Genomic DNA, 15,216 nt, shown 5'->3' with positions numbered 1-15,216 from the left:
CGACAACCATGACTAAGACCCAAAAGAAAAAGGCAAAAATCGTCCGCATGGTCACTCCCGATCACCTGTGTCCCTGGGGAATCAAGGCCATCGACCTCCTCCGCCGTCATCACTATGAGATTGAGGACGAACACTTGGAATCCATGGAGGCCAACAAAGCCTACAAGGCCGAGCAAGGTTATGAGGAGACCCCGCAAATCTTCCTCGAGGGCGAGCATCTGGGCGGCTACGACCAGCTCCGCGAGCACCTCGGCCTACCGCCTGATCCCAAGGAAGGGGAGACCTACCAACCCGTCATTGCTGTCTTCGCGGTGACCTTCCTCCTCGCGGTGACCATGACCTGGGCTTCCCAGGGCGAGTTGGCTCTCCTCCGCATTGGCGAGCTCTTCACCGCCTTTAGTATGGCCGTGCTGGGCATTCTGAAGCTGCAAGACCTGCAGTCTTTTGCCACCGGCTTTGTGCAATACGACCTCCTCGCCCGCAGGTATGTTCCTTACTCCTACCTCTATCCCTTCGTGGAAGCCGGGGCGGGCATTCTCATGGTGGCCGGCCTCTTCACTTGGCTCGTTGCCCCCTTGGCTCTGTTGGTCAGCACCTTGGGAGCGATCTCGGTCTTTAAGGCCGTCTACCTCGACAAGCGCGACCTCAATTGCGCCTGCGTCGGTGGCGGCAGTAGCGTCCCCCTCGGCTTCATCTCCCTCACCGAGAACCTCATGATGATGGCCATGTCCCTCTGGATGCTCGTGAAAAGCGCGGGCCTCCCGACCTGAACCCCAACGATTAACAAACTCAATAATGAAAAAGAAATCCCTCCTTATCCTTCTTCTTGGCTTGGCTTCGCTCAACCCGCTTTGGGCCGACGAGCCAGCAAAGGAAACGCCGACTCCCTATCCCCTGCAGACCTGCATCGTCTCCGACGAGAAATTGGGGGAGATGGGCAAGCCTCTCTACCTCCAATACAAAGGGCAGGCTTACGGATTCTGCTGCAAGCCTTGCACCAAGGACTTCCGCGAGGATCCCGAAAAATTCCGCAAGAAATTCGAGAAAGAACAAAAGAAAACAAAGAAATAACACGATGAAAACACGAACTCTCAAGCGCAAGACGGCCCTTCGTAGCCTCTGCGGAGCCGGTCTCCTAGCTCTGGCATCCTGTGGCGGAAGCGCCCTGACCGGATCGGCCGAACCGTATCCCGCCGACACCTGCCTGGTCACCGATAACAAGCTCGGCTCCATGGGCGACCCGGTGAGCAAGGTTTATCAGGGCAAGGAAGTGAAATTCTGCTGCCAGCCCTGTGTGGCCAAGTTCGAAGCCAATCCGGACAAATACTTGCAGAAGCTGGCCGCGATGTGAGTCCCCGCTCACCTTCGAATCGCAAGCAAAAGGCATAGAAGCTCAGTCTTCTTCGCCTTTTTTGTCGAATGCCCACTGGCTGGCGGGATGCCTGCGAACCCTTGTTTTTATTCCGTCCCGTAGATGCGGTCGCCGGCGTCGCCGAGGCCGGGGAGGATGTAGCCTTTTTCATTGAGCTCGCGGTCGAGGGCGGCGGTAAAGACGGGGACCTCGGGGTGGGCTGCTTGTAAAGCGGCGACGCCTTCCGGAGCGGCCACGAGGCAAAGAAAGACGAGGTCGCGCACACCCTTTTCGCGCAAACGGTCGATGGCGGCGACGGTGCTGCCGCCGGTGGCCAGCATGGGGTCGGCAAGGATGACCTGGCGCTCCTCGATGGCGGCGGGGAGTTTGCAGTAGTATTCCTCGGGTTGCAGGGTCTTGGGATTGCGCACCAGGCCGAGCTGGCCGACGGCGGCCTCTGGCATGACGTCCATGAGCCCGTCGACGAGCCCGTTGCCCGCGCGCAGGATGGAGATGAGGACGGGGCCGCGCTCGGGCAGGGTGTGGGCGGTCATCTTTTCCAGCGGCGTCTCGATGGGGGTGGCTTCCACGCGGAGGTGGCGGGTGGCCTCGTAGGCCAGCAGCCAGGTGGTCTCCCGCAGCACGCGGCGAAAGGTGGGGAAGGGGGTGGCGGCGTCGCGTAGGAGGGCGAGCTTGTGCTGGACGAGGGGATGGTCGATGACGGTCAGGCGGCTCATGGCGTGGGCGGGTGGGGTGGTTTAGCTGTTCTCCGCTTCGGCCTCGGCGAGCTTTTGCTCCATCTCGGCCTTTTGCAGGACTTCGGTGAATTCGTGGATCTGCCCCTGCATGATGCCCTCGATGTTGTGCGAGGTGTGGTTGACGCGGTGGTCGGTGACGCGGGACTGGGGGAAGTTGTAGGTGCGGATTTTCTCGGATCGGTCGCCGGAGCCGATGAGGGAGCGCCGCTGGGCGGAATACTTCTCGGCCTCTTCCTGCACCTTCTTTTCGTAAAGCTTGGAACGCATGATCTCCAGGCCGCGCTCCTTGTTCTGGGTCTGCGAGCGTCCGTCCTGGCACTTCACCTGCAGGCCGGTGGGGAGGTGGGTGATCTGCACGGCGGAGTCGGTGGTGTTGACGTGCTGGCCGCCGGGTCCGCCCGAGCGGGTGGCCTGGATGTGGAGGTCCTCGGGCTTGAGCACCACGTCCACCTCCTGGGCCTCGGGCATCACGGCCACGGTGCAGGTGGAGGTGTGGATGCGGCCCTGGGTCTCGGTGGCCGGGACGCGCTGCACGCGGTGCACGCCGGATTCGTATTTGAGGTAGCGGAAGACCTCCTCACCGGTGACCTTGATGACCACTTCCTTGAAGCCGCCCACGTCGCTGGGGGAGGAGTCGAGGTGTTGCACCTTCCAGCCCCGGTTGGTGGCGTAGGTTTCGTAGAGCTTGAGGAGTTCGTTGGCAAAGAGGGAGGCCTCGTCGCCACCGGCTCCGGCCCGGATCTCGACGAGGGCGTTGCGCTCCTCGGAGGCATCGCGGGGGAGGAGGGCGTATTGCACCTCGGAGGTCAGGCGCTCGACGGCTTCTTCCAGGCCGGGGATCTCTTCGGCAGCCATCTCGGCGAGCTCGTCGTCGCCCTTGGCCAGTTCGCGGTTGTCTTCCAGCTCGCTGGTGGACTTCTGCAGCTCGTCCCAGAGATCCATGACCTTTTTGATCTGCTGGTGCTCGCGGGAAAGGGCGGTGGCGCGCGTCTGGTCGCTGAAGAAGTCCGGTTCGGACATTGCCTTTTCAATTTCGTCGAACCGTGCGCGCCGCTTGGCGATGAGAGAGCCGTAATCCATGGGTGGCCGCTAGGTTCTGGCCTTCCTGGCCGTTGGTCAAGGGTGCGCTTTGCCGAATCGAACCCGGGGGAGGAAGAAAATTTGCAAAAGTTGGCATTTCATGGTTGATTCTTCTCCCAGATGAGGTAAATCCCTCGCCCCGCGCTGCGAATCCCAAGATTCACGGTTAGCAACAGCCCCATAGTGTAATTGGTAACACACCTGATTTTGGTTCAGTATTTCGAGGTTCGAGTCCTCGTGGGGCTACTCTCTCTCTTTCCGCTTTCCTTTCGCCTTCTTGACCTCTTTTCCCGGCAAGAAGGCGGGTCCGAAAAAAACCGGCTCTCCCACATCTGGGCAGCCGGTTCTTTTTTTGGTTCCTTGGGCAGGAGTAGGGTGAGGCCTCGTCGCGAGGAGTCTTTAGCCAAAGTGGTCTGCGCGGGGGGACGCGTTTGCTCGTCCCTTGTTCTTGGCGAGTGATTACTGCAAGGGACGCACGAGGAGACGGGCGAAGAGCCGGGATTCCCCCGGGGGGAGCGTGAGGGTGGCTTGGCGGGTTTCCTCATTGTCCTCGCTGCTCACGAAGCTGCTGGCGACCTCGGTCCAGGAGTTTTCCTCCAAATTGGGGGAGACTTGCACGACCGTTTCCATGGACGCAAGGGCGAGATCCGCGCGCTGGGTGTAGGTGAAGAGGTAGGAGTCCCCGGTGGAGTCGATGTGAGGGAGGTTCTCCCTCGTTCCGGAGAGAGGACTGCTGCCGAGAACAAACTCGATTTGGTTGGGCAGACCATCGCCATCGGGGTCCGCCTCCAATGTGGATTCCTCGGCGGTCAGGGAGGGATAATCAGCCAGCCATTCGCCATAAGGATCGTAGGTTTGCCCATTGGTGAGCCAGAGTTGTTGCCCGGAATCGACGGTGACCACTTCCAGCTCGTAACCTTCCGGGAGGGCATTGAAGGGGGTGATTTCTCCCGTAATGCTATCTGCTTGGGCCACAATGTAGATGGGCCGGGTCAGTTCGATGTCAGCGGGCATGTCAAAAACCGCGTCGTCGAAGGTGAGGCTGCCGTTGACGGTCAGGCCCGAGAGGCGGCCCCCCGGCTCGACATAGTAAAATCCGGCCATCAGGACTGGTCCGGTGGTGCCGTTTCCTGTCAGGAGGGCATTGGCATCGACATCGAGGGTGCCGGTGCCAGTGGCACTGCCAGAGCTGTTTTCAATGGAATAGGAACCGCCGAAGGTGATGAGCGAGCCGTTGAAAGTGGAATCATTGCCAGCCAGCACGATGAGGTCCCGGGTGCGGCTTGAGGAGCCTTCCAACCGGAGGGTGCCCGAGCCTGCCAGAGGGCCATTGAGCAGGTGGTGAAGGGGCTCGTCGCCAGGGGCCGCGTTGGTGTAAAGAAGAGTGCTCTCGCTTCCTGCCTGAAGGGTCAGGGAGCCATCGAGCGCCAGTGCCCCCCCGTAATTGTCCCCGGCGAGGTGGAGGGTGCCGCCATTGAGGGCGATGTCGGCTTGCCAGTCGACCTCTCCTTCCCCGGGAGCGCGCCCGATGACGAGAGTGCCGGGGGACTCGACGGTGGCCGAAAAGCTCTCGGCCACTTGCAAACTCAAGTCCGAGGAATTTGAGCCATTGTGACTATTGACGAAGAGCGCGGTGCCTCCGGTGAGGGCGAGGCTGCCGTTTGCGATGTCCCGATTGAAGGCAAAGGTGACGATCCCGTCTCCGCTTTTGGTCAGCTCGTGACCCCCCAAGTCGAGGAAAACCCGCGGATTGCTTCCGGTGGAGCCTGCGATGTTCAGCTCCCTGCTCGGATTCTTCTCCATCCGGGGAATGTTCCACTCTTGATCCGCCGTCAGGGTCAAACTGGTGGAGATGCTAAAAAAGCTGTTCCACCCAAGAGTGTTGAAGGGAGGAGAAAGGTCGGGGGCCTGGGCTTCCGAAAAGTCGATTCCCTCGGCCCCCAAGCTGAGGGTTCCCAAAAAGACACCCTCTTCCAAGCGGGAGGAGAGCGTATATCCGCTGGTGATGTTGGCACTTTGAGGATCGTTCACTTTGAGGCCGGCGACACTCAGGTCGGCTCCCAGTCGCCCGAAAACCTTGTCTGCTTCCAGGGTGCTATCGATGAGGATGCGGTCGTTGCTGCCGGGAGCGATGCCGCCCACCCACGAGGCCCCGAGCTCGAAGTCGACCTCGGAACCGACGTTGTCCTTTACGATGAGGCTCTGCCCGGACAAGGTCAAAGGGGAGAGGGGGAGGCTGGCGAGGGAGAGAACGATTGCTTTTGTTTTCATGGTGCAGGGCTGATTTTTTGGTTTATCTCAAAAGGTAATATGGATTCTTTTAAGGGTGAAAATCAAATTTTCATCAAGCAGCTAACATTCCACCACGCTGACGGCGAGGCCGCCTTGGGCCGTTTCCTTGTATTTGTCCATCATGTCGCGACCAGTCTCGCGCATGGTGGCGATGACGCGGTCGAGGGAGATGAGGTGATGGCCGTCCCCGGAGAGGGCGAGACGGGCGGCGTTGATGGCCTTCACCGCTCCCATGGCATTGCGCTCGATGCAGGGGATCTGCACCAGCCCGCCAATGGGATCGCAGGTCAGGCCGAGGTTGTGCTCCATGCCGATCTCGGCCGCGCACTCCACCTGGGCCAAGGTGCCCCCCATCCAGGCTGCCAGTCCGGCGGCCGCCATGGAGCAGGCGACGCCCACCTCGCCCTGACAACCGACATCCGCACCGGAGATGGAGGCATTGCGCTTGTAGAGTGCGGCCATGGCCCCGGCGGTGAGGAGAAAATCCTGCGTGGGGGCGGCCAAGGCCGAGGACACAAAGCGCTCGGCATAGCGCAGCACGGCCGGGATGATGCCCGCCGCGCCATTGGTGGGCGCGGTCACCACCCGACTCCCGGCAGCGTTTTCCTCATTGACGGCGAGGGCGTAGAGATTGACCCAATCGAGGCGGGAAAGGGACTGGCTCTCGTGGTCGAGCTGGCCGAGAAAGCGCTCGTGCAGGGCCTTGGCCCGCCGCCGCACCCGTAGGCCGCCGGGGAGCTCGCCCTCCTGCTGGCAGCCACGCTCGATGCAGGCTCGCATGGTGGCCCAGATGTGGTCGAGGCGGGCGGCTGTCTCGGCAGCAGGGCGAAAAGTCTCTTCGTTGGCCCGAATGAGGTCTGCAATGCTCAGGCCGGTGCGCTCGCCATGGGCCATCAGCTCTTTGGCGGAGCGGAAGGGATAGGGCACGGGGGCTTCCGCGCGAAATTGCTCTTCCCACTCCTCCTCCGGGATGATGAATCCGCCCCCGACCGAGTAGATAATCGCTTCTATGAGAAGGTGGCCCTTTTCGTCCATGGCGGCAAAGTGCAGGCCATTGGGGTGGTGGGGGAGATTGATCCCCGGGTGGTAGCTGAGATCCCTGTCCTCCTGGAAAGCGATCTCGCGGCCGTCGGGGAGGGTCAGGCGCTGTGAGCAGCGGATGTCCTCCAGCAGCTCGGGCATGCGGTCGACATCAAGGGTGGCTGGTTCGCAAGCGAGAAAGCCCAGCAAGATGGCCCCATCCGTGCCGTGCCCTTTGCCCGTGGCGGCTAAAGAACCGTAGAGATCGCAGCTCAGGCGGGCCACCGGGAGATCGGACAGCGAGTGGACAAAAGCTGCCGCCGCCTTCATGGGGCCCACCGTGTGGGAAGAGGAGGGACCGACTCCGATGGAGAAAAAATCCAAGACCGACTGACTCATGGCCGGATTCTTGCTTCTTTTCTTCAGATTGAAAGCGCGAACAGTCGAAAGGGTAAGGATGTTCTATGTTTGCCCTTTTCGCGGGAGTCATTCATAGCGCCATTTGAGGACCCACGGGTCGGCGGTGTTCTCTTGGGCGGCTTTGAGGCGGGCTTTGAGGGAGTCCAGGCGCTCGCGGTGCGCGGGGTCTTGGGCGAGATTGCGTGATTCCGCCGGGTCTTCCTGGAGATCGTAGAGTTCGAAGGCGGGTCGCTGGATATAGGAGTCCACCGTGCGCTGGCCATAGGGGGCTTGCGGGCCTTTTTGATACTGGGCCTGCCAAGTGGAAGCGGCCCAGAGGTCGGAGGCGAAGGGGTAGGGCAGGGGGGCGGCGAGATTCCAGATGAGCTTGTAACGGCGGTCGCGGAGGGCCCGCATGGGGTAATACATTTGGATCTCGTGGAAGGTGTGGGAGGCCATCACTTCGTCCCAGCCTTCGTCCTCGCTGGTGCCCACGAGGCCCAGCCAAGAGCGCCCGTGGTAGGAGGTCACCTTGCGGCCGGGATTTTCCCCTTTGCCCGGTTTGGGCACGGGAAGGAGCTGGCGGGGGGTCTTTTGATCCTCGCGGAGTCCGCCTGCGGCATCGAGGAGGCTGGGGGTGATGTCGGCGTGGGAGAGGAGCGCGGCATTCTGGACGCCCCCTTTTTTCACCCGGGGATCGCGCACCACGAAGGGAACATGGAGCCCGGCTTCGTAGACGGTGGTCTTGGCGCCTGGAAAGGCCATTCCGTGATCGGCGGTGAAGAGGATGAGGGTTTTGTCGTATTCTCCCGCGTCTTTCAGGGCTTGAACGAGGGCTCCGAGCGCCTTGTCGGTGCGGGTCACGCTCTGGTAATATTGGGCCAGCTCGCGGCGGCACTCGATGGTGTCGGGGAGGAAGGCGGGCACGGGCACTTCGGCCGGGTCATAGATCACTTCTTCGGTGCCGGGGTAGGACTCTCCGGGTGCGGGATTGCCAAAGCGATTGGGCTTGAGCTTCTCGGGCACATCACTGACCACCTGGCCACTGCGATGGGGGTCTTGCGTCCAAAAGGCGAGAAAGAAGGGCGCGTCACTGTCCTCCTCGAACAATGGACGGCAGGATTCCACCCACTGCGGGGTATTGTGGCCGCCTTTTTTGGGCAGGTATTGGTCGAAGTGATAGACGGCCTGGGGCGCGACGTGCAGCTTGCCAATGTGGGCCGTGCGGTAGCCTAGGGCTTTGAGTTGCAGCGGTAAGCTCACCGCCGCGGAGGAGAGAAAACTCTCGAACTTGTGATAGTCGTGGGTGTGCCCGTAGAGCCCATTGGCGTGATTGTGCAATCCGGTGAGTATGACTGAGCGGCTGGCCGAGCAGGAAGCGGTGGTGGCGTAGGCTTGCGTGAAAAGCGTGCCCTCCGCCGCCAGGGCATCGAGGTGAGGGGTCTCGATGAGGGGAGAGCCATAGCATCCGGCGATGGGGCTCTGATCATCGGTCACAAAGAGGACGATATTGGGCGCTGCCCGGAGAAAGGGGGAGAAAAGAAGGAGAGCGAGCAGAATCTTCATGGCGTGCAGGAGGAGTTACTGCGGACTTCGAGGAGGCATTTCAAGGAATGGGCCTTGACAGAGGGTCGCGAGCTGTATGCATGGGAGGCATGAAAAAGTCTTGGGCATTAGGGGGAGTTTTCATTTTGCTCCTGCTCGCTGCGCTTCTGGTGAAGAATCCCTGGCGTCCCTCCCTTCAGGCAAATACCACACCGAGATATCAGGCGACGAAGTCTTCTTTATCGAAGTCAGCGGAGGAAAAGAGAAAAGCCTCCAAATCAGGGTGGTTACAGGTGGCTGCCAGCTCCCCGGATATCGAGCCAATGGAGAATTTTTCAGAGCCGGGCGTTCATGAAGTCGCGGATCTTGGGCGATTTTTGTTACCGGAGCTTTCGGTTGAAGTCGCCACCTTGGATGAGTCGTTGGAAGCGATCATTGCGCAATACAACGAGGTCTGCCTTCGCACGAATCAGGCTCCGCTTGCCTTTTATTATCAGTTGCCTGCGGATTTCGGGGCCGAGCGCACCTTCACTTTGCCTGCTGGAGACCTAGCCTCCCGGTTTCGCTATCTGGCGACGTTTTTCGGCATGCAGTTGGAGCAAGAAGGGACTAACCTTGCTTTTCAACGATTCGGTGAAGAGGGCTCGTCTTCTGAAGAATTGAAAACTGTAAGAGTTGACCAGTTTTCTGCGGACTCGGTTTCCCAGTTGGCGAAGCTGCTGGGGCGAGATTCGGCGACGGGCGATGACCTTCATGAACTGCTCATGGAGCTCGGGATGCCAAAGGTAGAAGGTCAGCGTATCCAATACAATGAGCAGGATGGAGTTTTAGCCTCTGCCCTCACCGAGAGCCAAAGCGAATTTCTGAATCATCTCTTGGAGGGCTTGTCAGGCAAGAGCCAGAAGCGTTTTGAAACAAAACCTGTGATTATCACGACAAATCATGCATCCGCCCACGAAAGCGGTTATTATCCCTTGGGCGAGCTGGCAGAAATCCGGAAGTCACTTGCTCAAGCCTCTGGCGTTGAATCCTTGACCATGGAATCCGCATTCGCCCGCAATGGAGAGTCGGAGGTCACGAAGTTGGCTGCACCTGATTCGCTACCTGCTTTGAATTTCCGACACCCGGGTTGGCGGGGACTCTCGGTTTTGGCGAAGAGTTCGGGGTATGGATTTGGGATGGAGCAATCTTTATGGACGAGGATTCATCTCAATCCCCATGCTGAATTCCCGGATGGATTGCAGATTAACGTGGAACAAAGTGGGATCATTCCGGGAGATTGGGGGTATCTCCATGTTTCCGAGAACGAGGGTGGCCAGACCATATACATCCTGACCACCACTCAATTGGCTTCCCATGAAGGGGAACCCTTGGATTAAGGCTTAAGAAGCCTCCTCGCGCACGACTTTGCCTCCCATGGAAAGGATGCGGGCGTTGCCTTTGGCGTTTTCCGCCTCCGCGATTTGTTCGTTCTGAACATACATCTGCGAAAGCGCGGTCCAGGCGAGAAGGTCGTTGGGCTTGAGGTGGGTGGCTTGCAAGCCGCAGCCGATGGCTTCTTTGATTTTTCCCTGCTTCATCAGGGTCATGCCGAGGGCGTGCCAGCCGTCGAAGAAGTTACCATCGAGCGCGACGGCCTGCCGGTAGCAAGCTTCGGCCTCTGCCAATTCTCCCACCGCGAGGTGGGTATTGGCTTGGTCAAAGGCTTCGTCGCGTTCGCTCATCAGAATTACTTGAGGCTGATGAGTTCCACTTCCGCGGCGTCGAATTGAGCCGTGAACCAGTGCTGGACGAGGGCGGCCCGGAGGGCTTGCTCCTGCTGGTCCACCGCGCGGCTCAGGCCAGCCTCGTTGGCGGGGCTTTCCACGAATTCACGCTCCTTGACGTAGACGAAGAGGGCGCGGTTCTTGTTGGGCTCGATCACTTGCGCATCGGAGAGTTCACCAGTCTTGGTCTGGGAGGCAAGGCGGAAGACCTCGCGGGCATCGGGCTCGCCGGGAAGGGGGGCTCCTGCTGTCATCTCCAGCTGGTTAGTGAGCTTAAGATTCTGTGCTTCGGCCGCCTCATTGAGGGGAGTTTCCTCCGCCAAGGCTTTGGCCACGGCTTCGCGCGCTTCCTCAATGGCCGTCGCGAGGGCTTCTTCGGCCTTCTCGGCAATGTAATCGGCCTGGGCGCTTTCTTTCGCTTCCTCAAAAGTCATCTCCGTCGGTTCCACTGACTCGTCCACGCGGTAGAGCAACCAGGAGTCGGTGCCCACGCCGAGAATGTCGCTCAGGCTGTCCATGGCATCGCCCGTGTCGGCCAGGGATTCCTGCAGTTCCTGCTCCACCGTGGCGGTGCTGCCACGCACGGGGCCGCGAATCTCCTCCGGCAGTTCGCTCAGAGGCAGCAGCTCGGTGGTCTTGACCTCGTAGCCGTATTCCTGGGCAAGGGCTTCCAGGTCCGCTTTCTCCGCGCCCGATTCGATTTGGCCCTGCAGGATCACCCAGATGTTTTCTTCGATTTCCAAGCCCAGTTCGTCGATGGCTGTTTTGCGCTCCTGGGGAGTGAGGACCACTTCTTCGGCGGGAGCTTCTTCACTTTCTTCGCCTTCCTCCTGCTCCGCTTCCGCGGCCAGTTCGGCGGGGGTCTTTTCGCGATTGGCTTCCGCTTCTTTTTTCTCTGCCAGCAGCTTGTCGAAGTCGGGCTGGGCGGTGAAGTAAGTGAGGCGGCGTTTGGCCTCGGTGAGGTAACGGCCGCGATGCTCCTGCCAGTAGGTTTTCACTCCCTCTTCGCTGGGCTCAAGGCCTTCCTTGAAGGTCTCGAGGTCGAGGGAAAGGACGGAGAGATTGAAGCGCTGGCTCCCGGCGATGAAGTTCTCCTTGGCCGCGGTCTCGTTGGCCAGCACACCGGCGCTCAGGATGTCGCTGAACTTCTGGAAAGCGAGAACATCGCCGATGAAGTCATTGAGGTCGTTAACGGTGAGGCCCAGGCCCTTGAGCCCTTTTTCGGTGAAGTCCTTGTAGCCTTCGTCATCGAAGAGGCCATTGCGGTCGGTGAAGATGTTTTCGCGCTGATAGAGGTCAATCGCTTCCTTGGAGGGGTAGAGACCAAACTGGGCTTTCGCTTTTTCAAAATGATCGCGGTGGACCAGATAGCGCTTCAAGCTCTCGTCGCTGGTGCCCCCGGCCTCCAGCGTGCCAAGAAATTGGGAAATATCGCTGTAGGTGGTGAAGGAGCCATTCTGCATGGATGTCTGGATGAGACGCTGGCCGAGGCGGATGTCCTGCTCGGCATTTTGCATGTCTTTGTAAGAGAAATTTTTTTCATTGGTTTTGACCACCACGGGACCACTGCCCGGGCCGCCGCTGCCTCCCATATTGTCTTGCAGAAAGACGAGGCCGACAAAGATGAGGACCAGAACCACGATGAAGAGGCCGGTGTATTTTCTGATGTTTTCGAGCATGGTGCGGCGAAAGGCTTAGCCCCGCACGCGGCTGGGTGCAAGGCTGGAAGGTGCGAGTTTTGCGTTTCCTTGCCACTCCGGGCACTGCCAAAACGGGCTCGTTTTTCTTCTTGGCAGAAGGGAGGGGGAGAAGAGACTGGCCGCGATGAGTGAGCGACTCTCTATCCCGCGCTATGCGATGGCTCTGGCCGAGGTGGCCAGCCTGCGATCCGAGGACCCCTTTCGCAAGGTGGGGGCGGCGGCGCTGGACTTCGACAATCGCGTCATCGCCACCGCCTACAACGGCCTGGCGCCGGGCTTCGACGCGCCCGAGGGATTCTGGGACGACCGGGACAAACGGCAAAAGTTCATGCTGCATGCCGAGATCAATCTCTGCAGCCTCTTCAAGCGGGGCGAAGCCAAAATCGTGGCCACCACCACCATGCCTTGCACTGCCTGTATGCAGACCCTCTGCGCCTACGGCATTCGGGAGATTTATTACCGCGAAATTTACCAAGCCTCCCACGCCCCGGAGATCGCGGAGACCTATGGCATCAAGTTGGAGCAGATCATCGCCTGAGAGACTGGACGATGAGCACGATTGACTACAACTACACGGTCACAGCGGAGGGAGGATTTCGCCTGGTCGGTCGCTGGCAGGTGGAGGGCCAGCCTTGCAGGGAGGTGTTCTTCGAAGGGGATTCTCTAGCGGCTGGATTGCCAGCGGTCACGGTGCGACCGTTGATTTTTGCCTTTCTCCTGCCTGCCATGAGGTTGGGCTTGCCTCTGGAGCTGCCTGAGGATCTCGACGAGGTGACGCTGCCTAATCTTTACGAATGGCAAGCGGCCTGCGCCAGCGCCCTGCCCAAGCTGCAAGTAATCGAGCTGCGGCTGGGCCGGGAAAAGAAGGTTCTCGGGGCTCGTCCCGGTTCTCTCTGTGCCTTTTCCGGAGGGGTGGATAGCTGTTATTCGGCCTTTCGCGGACACGTGGCGGAGTCTCTCCCGCGCTTGCACGTGACCGCTGGATTGATGGTGCATGGCCTCGATATTCCTTTGCGCGAAAAGGAGCATTTTGGCGAAGCCTGGCAGCGGAGTCGCGAGCTGATGTAATCTTTTGGCCTGGAGCCCCTCTCGCTGCGGACCAACGTGCGGGAGGTTCTTGCCGACTGTGGCTTGAGCTGGGGCCGGGAAGGGCATGGCTTGGCCCTGGCCAGTGCCTTGGCCTGCTATGAGGGCGCCTTCGGTCAAATCGTGATCCCGTCCACCTTTGCCTATCGTGACCTCAAGTTTCCCTGGGGCAGCTGTCCCGTTACCAATCACTTCTGGTCTTCGGAGGAAAGGGAGTGGTGGCACGATGGCGCCGCGCAAAACAAGCTGGGCAAGGTCCGTGTGCTCGCGAAGTCACCCGCAGCCTGCGATCTCTTGCGCGTTTGTTGGGAAGGGGAAGACAAAGGAAAGAACTGCGGAACTTGCTTCAAGTGCGTGGCCACCCAGATTTGTTTTTGGCTCAGTGGAGTGCCCCGGCCCGGAGCTTTCGGGGAGGGGTGCGACCTCCAGACTGTCAGGGACACCTACCTGAAGGGAAGCACGCAAAATCGGGGGCTCTTTGCCGAATTCGCTCGCGAGGCCCGTCGCCAGGGTATGACCGAGCTGGCCCGCGAGTGCGAAAAAGCGCTTTCCAGACAGTTCTTGAATCGTAAGCTGCGCAAAATTCGCCTTTGGCGGGGCGGAAAGAAATAAGGAAAAACCGAGAGTGATGCGGGAGCGAGTCAGGAAGTTCTTAGAGGACTTTGCCGAATGTGTGCGTGAGCGCGATTTTGCAGGGGGGAGCCGGTTGTTTTGCGAGGATGTTCACGCTTTCGGGACCGTTGCCGAAGTCGTGCAAGGATTGCCTGAGTTGTTTGATGGACAATGGAAAAAAGTCTGGCCAGTGACGGAGGGATTCTCCTTCGACTGGGAATGAACCCACATCATCGCGGCCGCGAGTGGCGAAGTCTGCGTGTGCGCTCTTTGGCAATCCACCGGCTTTCGGAACGGTCAGCGCTTTGAGCGTCACGGTCGGTGCACGCTCTTTTTGCGACCCAAAGGAGATGATTTTTTAGCTGTTCACAGCCATTTCTCGCTCCTGCCCGGTTCGTCTGCGGAGTGAGCGTGCCGGGGAAGGGGTGTGCCTGGCGATCTCCGGGAGCTCATGGGGCTTTTTTCTCGAAAATCATCAAGTGCTGCCAGGGGAGATGGCGGAGGGTCTTTTGGTGGTGAAAGCCGGCTGCGGAGAGTTCGCGGATGCATTCCTTTCAAAGTTGATGTGAAAATTGTCCAGTGGCTCTCACTTGGGTTACTGTGAAAGGGATGAGACCGTCCACAGCCGAATGGAGTTCATTTGGTCAGTCACAGCGAGGAGGCGATCCTGATTTTCTGGCAAGCCAGATGCGCGAGTGCGGTGTCCAGTTTCTCCCGACTGCCGAGGGAATGTTGGATATCCTCCTCTGGGGGAGGGGCAAAATCCAGACACAGCTCGGGATGGCCCCGCACCACGTCGAGAATGGTCGTGGCCTCTCCCGAACACAGGTTGTAGGTGCCCGCGAGGCCTTCGGTGGCGGCTAGGGCGGTGATCCGGGCAACTTCCCGGACGGCGACGAAGTCCCTCGTCTGGCGACCGTCGCCGTGGATCGTGAAGCGCTCCCGGGCTTTTTTCAAGAGTGCGTGCAATCCGCGCGTTTGTCCCGGGCCATGGACGTTGAAGTATCGCAAAATGGAGTGGTCCGCTACCCGGGCGCGCACGAGTTGTTCGGAGAGGAGCTTGGCCAACCCGTAGTTTCCTATCGGTCTGGTGGGACTGTCTTCGCGGGCTGGCCCATCGTGGTCCCCATAGACCGAAGCCGAGGAAGCGAAGACGAGGCGGAGTCCGGTTTTTTCCGCATAGCGAGCTACTTTCTGGGTTAGGAGGACGTTTTGATTCCAGTTTTCCGCCGGATATTTCTCACAAGTCCGCACCTCGCTGGTGGCAGCCAGGTGAATGATGACCTCGCAGGGAAACTGAGAGAGGTTCACCGTTGCGAGATCGAGGGGGCTGTCTTTATCCCGGCGATCCAGGCCGATCACGTCATGCCCTCCCACTTCGAGTTCCCGGACGACATGCCGTCCGATGAATCCCGCTGAACCGGTTACGAGGATTTTCATGGAGTTGTGCTTTCGTTGTCGTAAGGCTCAAGAGCTTGCCACTTTCGCTGTCGTTATCGTCGGTGCGCTTGCGAGATGCAGCCCATAGTCACCGATGTTTGAGGTCGCGCTGAATTTGCGGGCAAAGAAGCAGCCGCTTTCCGCGATGCGGGCCGCCGTGGCGGGGA

15 protein-coding genes and 1 tRNA gene are annotated in these 15,216 nt (G+C 59.9%); 8 read left to right on the top strand and 8 right to left on the bottom strand.

The genetic code is table 11. From position 1 onward, the window contains the following. Window positions 1-8: 8 nt before the first annotated feature. From JIN78_RS05650 to JIN78_RS05640, 3 genes are read left to right on the top strand one after another with little or no spacing between them, the layout of a single operon-like run. Window positions 9-770 carry a glutaredoxin family protein gene (locus tag JIN78_RS05650; RefSeq protein WP_200390974.1) on the top strand — a complete coding sequence of 254 codons (762 nt, stop codon included), beginning with the start codon at window positions 9-11 and terminating at the stop codon, window positions 768-770. Between the two features lie 25 nt (window positions 771-795). Beyond that, on the top strand, window positions 796-1,071 hold the full coding sequence (locus JIN78_RS05645) for a YHS domain-containing protein (protein ID WP_200390973.1): 276 nt from the start codon (window positions 796-798) through the stop codon (window positions 1,069-1,071). A gap of 4 nt (window positions 1,072-1,075) precedes the next feature. Next, window positions 1,076-1,351 carry a YHS domain-containing protein gene (locus JIN78_RS05640; protein WP_200390972.1) on the top strand — a complete coding sequence of 92 codons (276 nt, stop codon included), beginning with the start codon at window positions 1,076-1,078 and terminating at the stop codon, window positions 1,349-1,351. 107 nt (window positions 1,352-1,458) lie between these two features. On the opposite strand, the gene upp is transcribed toward JIN78_RS05640, so the two are convergent. Together upp and prfA are read right to left on the bottom strand one after the other, a co-directional pair. Further along, window positions 1,459-2,088, bottom strand: coding sequence for a uracil phosphoribosyltransferase (gene upp, locus JIN78_RS05635; RefSeq protein WP_200390971.1), 630 nt, complete (start codon window positions 2,086-2,088; stop codon window positions 1,459-1,461). 21 nt (window positions 2,089-2,109) lie between these two features. Then, window positions 2,110-3,189: a peptide chain release factor 1 gene (gene prfA, locus JIN78_RS05630; protein WP_200390970.1), complete on the bottom strand. Its 1,080-nt coding sequence runs from the start codon at window positions 3,187-3,189 to the stop codon at window positions 2,110-2,112. Between the two features lie 174 nt (window positions 3,190-3,363). On the opposite strand from prfA, the gene JIN78_RS05625 reads away from it, so the two are divergent. Continuing rightward, window positions 3,364-3,435: transfer RNA gene (locus JIN78_RS05625), tRNA-Gln, on the top strand. Window positions 3,436-3,648: 213 nt separating this feature from the next. Here JIN78_RS05625 and JIN78_RS05620 read toward each other — a convergent pair. The 3 genes from JIN78_RS05620 to JIN78_RS05610 form a co-directional block, all read right to left on the bottom strand. Beyond that, window positions 3,649-5,460, bottom strand: coding sequence for a hypothetical protein (locus JIN78_RS05620; protein ID WP_200390969.1), 1,812 nt, complete (start codon window positions 5,458-5,460; stop codon window positions 3,649-3,651). A gap of 81 nt (window positions 5,461-5,541) precedes the next feature. After that, complete coding sequence (locus tag JIN78_RS05615; protein WP_200390968.1) at window positions 5,542-6,900, bottom strand: L-serine ammonia-lyase; 1,359 nt, start codon at window positions 6,898-6,900, stop codon at window positions 5,542-5,544. Window positions 6,901-6,987: 87 nt separating this feature from the next. After that, window positions 6,988-8,466: a sulfatase family protein gene (locus JIN78_RS05610; protein ID WP_234037834.1), complete on the bottom strand. Its 1,479-nt coding sequence runs from the start codon at window positions 8,464-8,466 to the stop codon at window positions 6,988-6,990. 89 nt (window positions 8,467-8,555) lie between these two features. Between JIN78_RS05610 and JIN78_RS05605 the strand changes: the two genes are divergently transcribed. After that, complete coding sequence (locus JIN78_RS05605; protein WP_200390967.1) at window positions 8,556-9,824, top strand: hypothetical protein; 1,269 nt, start codon at window positions 8,556-8,558, stop codon at window positions 9,822-9,824. 3 nt (window positions 9,825-9,827) lie between these two features. On the opposite strand, the gene JIN78_RS05600 is transcribed toward JIN78_RS05605, so the two are convergent. Both JIN78_RS05600 and JIN78_RS05595 read right to left on the bottom strand, forming a co-directional pair. Continuing rightward, window positions 9,828-10,169, bottom strand: coding sequence for a tetratricopeptide repeat protein (locus JIN78_RS05600; RefSeq protein WP_200390966.1), 342 nt, complete (start codon window positions 10,167-10,169; stop codon window positions 9,828-9,830). A 5-nt stretch (window positions 10,170-10,174) separates the two neighbouring features. After that, on the bottom strand, window positions 10,175-11,890 hold the full coding sequence (locus tag JIN78_RS05595; RefSeq protein ID WP_200390965.1) for a hypothetical protein: 1,716 nt from the start codon (window positions 11,888-11,890) through the stop codon (window positions 10,175-10,177). Window positions 11,891-12,035: 145 nt separating this feature from the next. Between JIN78_RS05595 and JIN78_RS05590 the strand changes: the two genes are divergently transcribed. From JIN78_RS05590 to JIN78_RS05580, 3 genes are read left to right on the top strand one after another with little or no spacing between them, the layout of a single operon-like run. Further along, entirely contained in the window at window positions 12,036-12,449 is a 414-nt protein-coding gene (locus tag JIN78_RS05590) for a deoxycytidylate deaminase (RefSeq protein WP_200390964.1), read from the top strand. Between the two features lie 11 nt (window positions 12,450-12,460). Then, on the top strand, window positions 12,461-12,979 hold the full coding sequence (locus JIN78_RS05585; protein WP_200390963.1) for a hypothetical protein: 519 nt from the start codon (window positions 12,461-12,463) through the stop codon (window positions 12,977-12,979). A gap of 36 nt (window positions 12,980-13,015) precedes the next feature. After that, entirely contained in the window at window positions 13,016-13,609 is a 594-nt protein-coding gene (locus JIN78_RS05580) for a hypothetical protein (RefSeq protein ID WP_200390962.1), read from the top strand. A gap of 648 nt (window positions 13,610-14,257) precedes the next feature. On the opposite strand, the gene JIN78_RS05575 is transcribed toward JIN78_RS05580, so the two are convergent. After that, window positions 14,258-15,049 (bottom strand): NAD-dependent epimerase/dehydratase family protein, encoded by a 792-nt coding sequence (locus JIN78_RS05575; RefSeq protein ID WP_234037833.1) that lies wholly within the window; start codon window positions 15,047-15,049, stop codon window positions 14,258-14,260. Between the last annotated feature and the right edge of the window lie 167 nt (window positions 15,050-15,216).

This window comes from Roseibacillus ishigakijimensis (genome assembly GCF_016595415.1).
GTDB lineage: Bacteria > Verrucomicrobiota > Verrucomicrobiia > Verrucomicrobiales > Akkermansiaceae > Roseibacillus > Roseibacillus ishigakijimensis.
Note: the sequence above shows the minus strand (reverse complement) of the source record. Positions and strands in the feature narration are given on the sequence as shown.